This is a genomic window from Caulobacter sp. GW821-FHT11E10, from assembly GCF_058808375.1.
The window spans coordinates 1-9,113 of sequence record NZ_JBXARP010000003.1; the positions used below are offsets into that span (position 1 = coordinate 1).

Sequence of the window (9,113 nt, forward strand, 5' to 3'; positions counted from 1 at the left end):
GGCCAGCCCATCGTTTAGCGCCCGATGTCGGCGGAGGCGGCTATCTATCCAACCTCGTTTTCCGTGTCAAATCGTTTTTTTCAAAACGTTTCGAACCAGAGCGGCGACCCCGGGAAATCCCAGAGACACCAGAGCGGCCAGCTTCTAGAGAAGCTAACCTTGCCAGTCAACTAGTTATTTTGAAGAAACTTCAGAACAACTACTTGAATGACTTAACATCGCGCCGCTGAATTCTTGCGAACTCTTGTCTGCGATGTCTCGGAGGGGCGCTTCTAAAGAGGCGACATTCCGAAGTCAACCAACTCTTTTTGGCTTTTTCGAAGCACCGGAGAACCGGGATCGAAGAGACAAAAAAGGATCCCTGGGCCGCCGTGGCCGCCCTTGCGGATCCGTCATCGAGTCGATTGGAGCGCGGTGTTTAGCGAAGCGTCTGAACCGATGCAACTCCCTTTCGGGGGCCGCGTCGTCCGGTCGCGATGCCGTTCCGAGCGAGGCGTTGATCTAGTCGCCGACCTCCCGGCTGGCAACCCCCTCGCGACAATATAACGACGCTCTTTTGACGCCGTGATTAATGCTGGCTTTCCGGCAGGCGCACGACCAGGCCGTCCAACGCGTCGCTTACCTTGATCTGGCACGACAGGCGGCTGTTGGGTTCCACGTTCTCGGCGAAGTCCAGCATCGACTCCTCCATGGCCGACTTGTCGCCGGTCTTATCCAGCCAGGCCTCATCCACATACACATGGCAGGTCGCGCAGGCGCAGGCTCCGCCGCAATCGGCGTCGATGCCCGGCACATTGTTCTTCACGGCGCCTTCCATGACGGTCAGGCCGGGCTTCACGTCGAGGACGTGTTCGGCGCCGTCGTGTTCGATGTAGGTGATCTTGGCCATCTGTCTCTCGTTACCCTTGGAAGGCTCTCTATAAGGCGGCCCTCAGGCCGCCACCTCTTTCATGGACACCGACGGATCGGCGAGCTTGGTCACATCGACCGGCGTGCGCTTGGCGATCAGTTGCTTGCCGGCCATGAACTCGGGCGGCGCATTGACCGCCTCGACCGCCTGGACCAGATCGCCCTTCAGGTGGAAGACGGCGAACTTGGCGGCGGCGACGTCGCCACGCACCACCTGGCGGTCGGCCTCGAACGGCAGGCCGGCGATCTGCAGCTTCAGATCATACTGGTCGGACCAGAACCACGGAACCTCTGGCGCGGGTCCCGGGCGTCCCAGAATCGCCGACGCGGCCTGCTTGGCCTGCTCCAAGGCGTTGGGCACGCTTTCCAGACGGAACTGACGCTCATAGAGCGGCAGCGGCCGGTGGGTGACGTCGCCGATCGCGAAGATCGACGGATCATCGGTCCGCGCCTCCAGGTCGACGACCACGCCGTTGGCGGTCGCGAGACCCGCATCCTTGGCCAGCTCGTCATTGGGAACAGCGCCGACCCCGACCAGGGCGACATCGCAGGGCGCGACAGAGCCATCGGCGAACCGCACGCCGGTGACGTGGCCGTTCTCGCCCTCGAAGCCCGCGACGCCCGCGTTCAGCTCGAACGTGACGCCGTGGCGGCCATGATAGTCCTGGAAGAACAGCGACAGTGTCTCGCAGGCGACGCGCGCCAGGACCCGGCTCTCGCGCTCGATCACCGTGGCGTGGCTGCCTAGGGCGCGGGCCGAGGCCGCGGCCTCGAGGCCGACATAGCCTCCGCCGATCACGGCCAGCCGCTTGTCGGCGCCCAGAGCGTGCTTGAGCAACTCGGCGTCAGCCGCGGTGCGCAGGGCCAGGACGCCGGCCAGGTCGGCGCCGGGAAGCGGCAACGCCCGGGCGCGGGCGCCGGTGGCCAGGATGAGGAAGTCGTAGGAAATGGCCTCGCCCGAGGCCAGGGTCACGGTCTTCGCCGACCGGTTGATCCGCTCGGCCACGCCGGACAGGCGCAGGAAGACATTATTGTCGGCGTACCACTCGGCGGGCTTCAGCGAGAGCGACTCGGCGTCGGCCTCGCCCTTCAGCCAGGCCTTGGAGAGCGGCGGACGTTGATAGGGCAGCAGCGGCTCGTCGCCGATCAGGACGATTCGGCCCTCGTGACCGTACTGGCGCAGGAACGCGGCGGCCGAACCACCCGCGTGACCCGCGCCGACGATGACGACGCATGCGTTCTGATTGACGTTAGCGCTCAAGAACGCCCTCCCTTTCGTCAAAAATGACGCCGGCGTCACCTATTGGCAAGCGCCTTGATCGAGGCGGATAGATAGACAGAAAAACGGCGGCCGAAACCCAGTCCCGGCCGCCGCTTTCAAAAGCAAAGAAACGCGAACCCGTCAGACGACGCGCTCGACCATCATCTTCTTGATCTCGGCGATGGCCTTCGCCGGGTTCAGCCCCTTCGGGCAGACCTGGGCGCAGTTCATGATCGTGTGGCAGCGATAGAGCTTGAAGGGATCCTCGAGCGCATCGAGGCGATCGCCGGTGGCCTCGTCGCGGCTGTCGATCAGCCAGCGATAGGCGTGCAGCAGGGCCGCCGGGCCCAGATACTTGTCACCGTTCCACCAGTAGCTGGGGCACGAGGTCGAGCAGCAGGCGCACAGGATGCACTCGTAGAGACCGTCGAGCTTCTCGCGGTCTTCCGGCGACTGCTTCCACTCGGTCTGCGGCTCGGGCGTGTCGGTGTGCAGCCAGGGCTCGATCGAGGCGTACTGGGCGTAGAACAGCGTCAGGTCCGGGATCAAGTCCTTGACCACCGGCAGGTGCGGCAGCGGGCTGATCTGGACGGCCTTGCCCGGCACCTCGGCCCAGCCGTGGGTGCAGGCCAGGGTGTTGCGGCCGCCGATGTTCATCGAGCAGGAACCGCAAACCCCTTCCCGGCACGACCGGCGGAAAGCCAGGGTCGGGTCGATGGTGTTCTTGATGTAGAGCAGAGCGTCCAGGACCATGGGCCCCACGGCGTCCATATCGACGTCGTAGGTGTCCCAGCGCGGATTGCCGCCTGCTTCGGGATCGTAGCGATAGATCTTGAAGGTCTTGACCTTCTTGGATCCGGCCGGCGCGGGCCAGTGCTTGCCCGACTTGACCTGCGAGTTCTTGGGGAGTGCGAGTTCGACCATCGTACCCTCAGTAGACCCGTTGCTTCGGCGGGATGTAAGCGATGTCGTCCGACATGGTGTAGCTGTGCACCGGGCGGTAATCGACCTTCACCTTGCCAGACTCCATGTCGAGCCAGGCCAGGGTGTGTTTCATCCACTCGGTGTCGTTGCGGTCCGAGAAGTCCTCACGGGCGTGGGCGCCGCGGCTCTCGGTGCGGTTGGCCGCGCCGTTCACCGTGACCACCGCCTGGCCGATCAGGTTGTCGAACTCCAGGGTCTCCATCAGGTCGGTGTTCCACACCAGACCCCGATCGCTGACCTTGATATCGGCCTTCTTGCGCCAGACCTCGGCCAGGCGGGCAACGCCGCTGTCCAGGCTTTCGCCGGTGCGGAACACCGCGGCGTCTTCCTGCATGGCCTTCTGCATCTCGAGACGCAGCTCGGCGGTCGAAGTCGAGCCCGAGGCGTTCCGGAAGCGGTCGAAGCGGGCCAGGTGACCGTCGGTCCAGGCGTCCTTCAGTTCCGGCTGCTTGGCGCCCGGCTTCAAGACCTCGGCGCAGCGCAGGGCCGCGGCGCGACCGAAAACCACCAGGTCGATCAGCGAGTTCGAGCCCAGGCGGTTGGCGCCGTGCACCGACACGCAGGCCGCCTCGCCCACGGCCATCAGGCCCGGGATCACCTGGTCGGGGTTGTCGCCCGACTTGGTGACGACTTCGCCGTGATAGTTCGTCGGGATGCCGCCCATGTTGTAGTGGACGGTCGGCAGCACCGGGATCGGAGCCTTGGTGACGTCGACGCCGGCGAAGACCTTGGCGGTCTCGGAGATGCCGGGCAGGCGCTCGTGCAGGATCTTGGGATCCAGGTGATCCAGGTGCAGGAAGATGTGGTCCTTGTTCGGACCCACGCCGCGACCTTCGCGGATCTCGATGGTCATCGCGCGGCTGACCATGTCGCGCGGCGCCAGGTCCTTCACGGACGGCGCATAGCGCTCCATGAAGCGCTCGCCTTCCGAATTGGTCAGGTAGCCGCCTTCGCCGCGGGCGCCTTCGGTGATCAGGCAGCCGGCGCCGTAGATGCCGGTGGGGTGGAACTGCACGAATTCCATGTCCTGCAGCGGCAGGCCGGCGCGCAGCGCCATGGCGTTGCCGTCGCCCGTGCAGGTGTGGGCCGAGGTGGCCGAGAAATAGGCGCGACCGTAACCGCCCGTCGCCAGGATCACCGTCTGGGCCTGGAAGCGGTGCAGGGTGCCGTCGTCAAGCTTCCACGCCGTCACGCCGCGGCAGACGCCGTCGTCCATGATCAGGTCGAGGGCGAAGTACTCGATGAAGAACTCGGTGTCGTGGGCCAGGGACTGGCCGTACATCGTGTGCAGCATGGCGTGACCGGTGCGGTCTGCCGCCGCGCAGGTGCGCTGGATCGGGCCTTCGCCGTAGTTCTTGGTCATGCCGCCGAAGGCGCGCTGATAGATCTTGCCGTCCGAGGTGCGCGAGAACGGCACGCCCCAGTGCTCGAGCTCGTAGACCGCGGCCGGGGCGTTGCGGGTCAGGTACTCGATGGCGTCCTGGTCACCCAGCCAGTCCGAACCCTTGACGGTGTCGAACATGTGCCAGCGCCAGTCGTCATGGCTCATATTGCCCAGCGAGGCCGAGATGCCGCCCTGCGCCGCCACGGTGTGGCTGCGGGTCGGGAACACCTTGGTGATGCAGGCGGTCTTGAGGCCGGCTTGAGCGGCGCCCAGCGCGGCGCGGAGACCCGAGCCGCCGGCGCCGACGACGACGACGTCGAACTTGTGATCGATGAACTTGTAGGCCGACATCAATGGGCTCCGGTCACGGTCAGGGCCACCTTGAGGATCGAGAAGACCCCCACGGCGCCGGCCAGCACGCAGACGAACAGATTGCCGATCACCAGGGCCGACTTGCTCGTGAAGCGGTGGATATAGTCTTCGATCACCACCTGGACCGCATGCTGCAGGTGGATCAGGGCCGCGATCAGCAGCAGGCTGGTCAGCACGGCATTGACCGGTTGAGCCATCCAGGCCGCGACCGTGTGCTGGTCGGCGCCGATCAGCTTCAGGGCGGCATAGACGCCCCACAGGCTCAGCGGAATGAGGGCCAGGCCCGAAACGCGCTCGGTGATGAAATGTCCGACGCCGTGGCGCGAGGCCCCCGTGCCGCGTGCGCGCGACAGCGGCGTGCGGAACTGCAGGGGCTGGAAGAAATCGTTCTTGCTCATGATCAGAACGCTCCGTTCGCGCCGGCGATGACCCAGGTGACGATCGTCGCCACGATCGCGAAGGCGATCGCCATGGCGCCGGTCATGTCGGCGATGCGCGGCGCGAAGCCCTTGCCGATGTCCCAGAAGGTCTGGCGGATGGCATAGGCGACGTTGAAGAAGACGGCGAAGGTTTCGCCCAGCAGCACCAGCTTGCCGATCGGCGAGCCCAGCAGGCCGACATAGCAGGCATAGGCGTCGGGGCCGGCGGCGAGGGCGGCGGCCCAGCCGGCCAGGATCAGCGCGCCGACCCACAGGCCGACGACACAGCCGCGGTGGAGGATCGAGCAGGCCATGGTGATATGCCAGCGCCACACCTGCAGGTGCGGCGACATCGGGCGCTCAGGCAGCCCCCGGCTCGTGTCGGTCATGAGAGGTCCAACCCCAGTAGCCTTTGTGCGTTGCGGGACGCTTTTAAGCGCGAGGGCGGGGGTGTCAATTAAACCGACCCCTGTTGAGAAACGTTCGCAGATCTCATCCTGGGTAGGGTCGGGAACCTCGACGGCGAAGGTTGCGTTACGGTCGGTGCTCCGGGGGGAAGGCATGACCAGTTCGATCGACTTCAGCGAAATATTCGATCGCATCCCCTCCCCTTACATGCTGCTGGACCGCGATTTCCGCTACATCGCTGCCAATCCGGCCTATCTGCGGACGCTGCAGCGCCGGTGGGAGGACCTGGCCGGTCGCAACGTGTTCGACGCCTTCCCGTCCGAGGGCGCCAGCCGCGCCGAACTGGAGACATCCCTGGCCCGCGCCCGCGACACCGGCGAGATTACTGAGCTGCCGCTTATTCACTACGCGATCGAGCGCCCCGCCGAGCAGGGCGGCGGTTTCGAGGACCGAATCTGGAGCGCCACCCACACGCCGATCCCCGACGAGACCGGCGCAACCTGCTACATCCTGCAGCACACCCAGGACATCACCGCGATCCAGCGCCTGAAGGAGGCGGCCTTCGGGTCGCGTTCGGCCGCCATGCTGGGCGACGAGGTGCTGCGGCGGGCCGAGACGGTGCAATCCCAAAGCCGCCAGCTGCGCAACCTCGTCATGCAGGCGCCCAGCTTCATGGCGGTGCTGCGTGGCCCCGACCACGTGTTCGACTTGGCCAACAACGCCTACGCCCAGCTGATCGGGCACCGCGAGGTCACCGGCCTGCCCATCGGGACAGCCTTGCCCGAGATGGTCGACCAGGGATTCGTCGAGCTTCTAGACCGCGTGATGGAAACCCGCGAGGCCTTCGTCGGCCGGCGCGTGAAGGTCGCGCTGCAGCGCACCGTCGGCGCGCCGCTGGAGGAACGCTATCTCGACTTCATCTACCAGCCGATCATCGAGGCCGATGGAACGGCGTCAGGTGTTTTCGTCGAGGGCGTCGACATGACCGATCAGGTCCAGGCCGACGCGCGCCAGCGCCTGCTGCTCGACGAACTGAACCACCGCGTGAAGAACACCCTGGCCACCGTACAGGCCATCGCCCAGCAGACCCTTCGCGGCGCCCGCACTCCCGAGGCTTTCGCGGCCGCCTTCGAGTCCCGCCTGCTGGCCCTGTCCCAGACCCACAACGCCCTGACCGACAGCCAGTGGGTCGGCGCGGGACTGCGCCAGATCCTGGTCCAGGAGCTGGGCCCCTACGGCGCCGAGCGCGTGGCCATGAACGGTCCGGACGTCCACCTGCCGGCGCGCGTCGCGCTGTCGCTGGGCATGGTCTTCCATGAACTGGCCACGAACGCCGCCAAGTACGGGGCCCTCTCCACCGCCGGCCATCTGCGGCTGACCTGGTCGATCACGGACGAGGATCAGCTGAAGTTCGAATGGCGCGAGACCGGCGGACCGCCGGCCGCTCAGCCGGAGCGTCGTGGTTTCGGCTCGCGCCTGATCGAGCGCAGCATCACCAGCGAGCTCCGGGGAAAGATCAACGCCGACTACAGCGTCGACGGCCTGATCGTCCGGTTCGAAGCGCCCCTGGTCCGCGACTTCAGCTAGCTATCGAAACACCGTCAGGGCCAGGTGCTGCAGCAGCATGATGGTCTTGGCGTCACGGATGCGGCCATCGGCGATCATGGCCAGCGCCTCGTCGATCGTCGGCTCCAGCACCTCGATGTCCTCGCCCTCGTCGGGATGGCCACCGCCCTCGCCGATCCGCATCGTCGCGTCATATTCGGCGATGAAGAAGTGGAGGATCTCGGTCACCGAGCCAGGGCTCATATAGGCCTGGAACACGGGCCGCACCGCGCCGAGGCGATAACCCAGCTCCTCCTCGACCTCAGCCCGGATCCTGACCTCGGGCTCGGCGTCGTCCAGCAGGCCGGCGGCGGCTTCGATCAGCAGGTCGTCATAGCCATTGACGAAGGCCGGATACCGGAACTGGCGGACCAGCAGCACCGTGCGGTTCTGAAGATTGTAAGGCAGCAGCGCCGCACCATTGCCCCGGTCGTAGTGCTCGCGGGCTTGCGTCTGCCAGACTCCGTCGCGCCGCTTCCAGTCAAAGGTCGTCGTCTTCAGGACGTACCAGTTGTCGGAGAGCAACCTGGTCTCGCGGACGCGGATGCGGTCTTTGACGGACATCTTCCGACTCTCCTAGTCCCGGATCCGCGCCACATAGTCGGCCGAGCGCATCTCCTGCAACCGCGAGACGGTGCGTTCGAACTCGAACGAGCCGTCGCCTTCGGGATACAGCGCCTCGGGCTCGGCGTCGGCCAGGGCCACCAGCTTGGCGTCGGCCTCGTAGAGCGCGTCGATCAAGGTGTTGAACCGCTTGGCCGCGTCGCGCCGGGCCGGCGTCAGGCACGGCACGTCTTCCAGGAAGATGGTGTGAAAGCGCTCGGCCACGGCCAGATAGTCCTGCGGCCCCAGCGCCTGCTGGCACAGGCTGGCGAACGACGAGCGCAGCAGGCCGCCGGCCGCGCGGGGCAGGCGCATCTTGCGGCCTAGGACCTCAAGCGTCGCGCCGGTCTCGGACGCGCCGTCCAGCATGTCGGCCCACAGGCGCTCGAACTCGGCCTGGTTCGCCTTGTCGTTCGGGGCCAGCCAGGTGCGGGCGGCTGCGCGCAGGCGGTCCAGGCGGAAGTCGACAGGGCCGCGCACGGCGACAACGTCCAGCGCCGACTTCAGCATGTCGATGAACGGCAGGAAGAGCTGGCGGTTGAGGCCATCCTTATAGAGGTCCTCCGGCGGACGGTTCGAGGTCGCGACCAGGGTGACGCCCCGTGCGAACAGCGCCTCGAACAGCCGGCCCAGGATCATGGCGTCGGCGATGTCGGTGACCTGCAGTTCGTCGAAGCACAGCAAGCGCGCCTCGTCGGCGATCCGCTCGGCGGTCGGCGCGATCGGGTCGTCGCCCTTGGACTGGCCGAAACGGGCCTTGCGCGCCGCCGCGTCGCCCTTGCGCCAGGCGTCGATGTCGGCGTGGACCTCGGCCATGAAGGCGTGGAAGTGGATGCGGCGCTTCCGGACGATCGGGGCGCTGTCGAAGAACAGGTCCATCAGCATGGACTTGCCGCGCCCGACCGGACCCCAGAGATAGACGCCGCGCTGGCTCTTGGGCTTGCGGCCAAACAGCGAGAACCCCGGCTCGCCGGCGGAGTCGAGATCGGACTCCAGCCGTGACAGCGCCTCGACGGCGGCGGCCTGGGCGACGTCCGGCTTGATCTCGCCCTGGGCCAGGCGCTCGCGGTAGGCGGTGCGGAGAGATGTCGGCATCGAGAAGTGCGGTTAGCGCGTGAGGCGTTCCAATGGAAGCCCGCCCGTACGTCATCCGTCGGCTGACAGACTC

General features: G+C 66.3%; 9 protein-coding genes and 1 pseudogene. 2 read left to right on the plus strand and 8 right to left on the minus strand.

Annotated elements, in window-relative coordinates; all coding sequences use genetic code 11:
- A pseudogene (locus tag AC1RRV_RS05910) lies at positions 1-230 on the plus strand (hypothetical protein); the annotation flags it as partial.
- Between the two features lie 338 nt (positions 231-568).
- Here the strand turns inward: AC1RRV_RS05910 and AC1RRV_RS05915 are convergent.
- From AC1RRV_RS05915 to sdhC, 6 genes are all read right to left on the minus strand, one after another.
- Positions 569-889, minus strand: a complete 321-nt coding sequence (locus AC1RRV_RS05915; RefSeq protein WP_492858670.1) for a 2Fe-2S iron-sulfur cluster-binding protein — start codon at positions 887-889, stop codon at positions 569-571.
- Between the two features lie 42 nt (positions 890-931).
- Complete coding sequence (locus tag AC1RRV_RS05920; protein ID WP_492858671.1) at positions 932-2,170, minus strand: NAD(P)/FAD-dependent oxidoreductase; 1,239 nt, start codon at positions 2,168-2,170, stop codon at positions 932-934.
- Between the two features lie 141 nt (positions 2,171-2,311).
- On the minus strand, positions 2,312-3,094 hold the full coding sequence (locus AC1RRV_RS05925; RefSeq protein ID WP_492858673.1) for a succinate dehydrogenase iron-sulfur subunit: 783 nt from the start codon (positions 3,092-3,094) through the stop codon (positions 2,312-2,314).
- A gap of 7 nt (positions 3,095-3,101) precedes the next feature.
- Positions 3,102-4,889, minus strand: a complete 1,788-nt coding sequence (gene sdhA, locus AC1RRV_RS05930) for a succinate dehydrogenase flavoprotein subunit (protein ID WP_492858674.1) — start codon at positions 4,887-4,889, stop codon at positions 3,102-3,104.
- Complete coding sequence (gene sdhD, locus AC1RRV_RS05935) at positions 4,889-5,344, minus strand: succinate dehydrogenase, hydrophobic membrane anchor protein (protein WP_492859218.1); 456 nt, start codon at positions 5,342-5,344, stop codon at positions 4,889-4,891. The genes sdhA and sdhD overlap by 1 nt, the downstream gene beginning before the upstream one ends.
- Positions 5,311-5,718, minus strand: coding sequence for a succinate dehydrogenase, cytochrome b556 subunit (sdhC, locus tag AC1RRV_RS05940; RefSeq protein ID WP_492858675.1), 408 nt, complete (start codon positions 5,716-5,718; stop codon positions 5,311-5,313). Before sdhC ends, sdhD begins: the two co-directional genes overlap by 34 nt.
- Before the next feature lie 172 nt (positions 5,719-5,890).
- Between sdhC and AC1RRV_RS05945 the strand changes: the two genes are divergently transcribed.
- A complete protein-coding gene (locus tag AC1RRV_RS05945; protein WP_492858676.1) occupies positions 5,891-7,324 on the plus strand; it encodes a sensor histidine kinase in 1,434 nt (477 codons plus the stop codon).
- On the opposite strand, the gene AC1RRV_RS05950 is transcribed toward AC1RRV_RS05945, so the two are convergent.
- A complete protein-coding gene (locus AC1RRV_RS05950) occupies positions 7,325-7,906 on the minus strand; it encodes a GDP-mannose pyrophosphatase (RefSeq protein WP_492858677.1) in 582 nt (193 codons plus the stop codon).
- Positions 7,907-7,918: 12 nt separating this feature from the next.
- Positions 7,919-9,040 carry a cell division protein ZapE gene (zapE, locus tag AC1RRV_RS05955; protein WP_492858678.1) on the minus strand — a complete coding sequence of 374 codons (1,122 nt, stop codon included), beginning with the start codon at positions 9,038-9,040 and terminating at the stop codon, positions 7,919-7,921.
- Positions 9,041-9,113 lie beyond the last annotated feature (73 nt).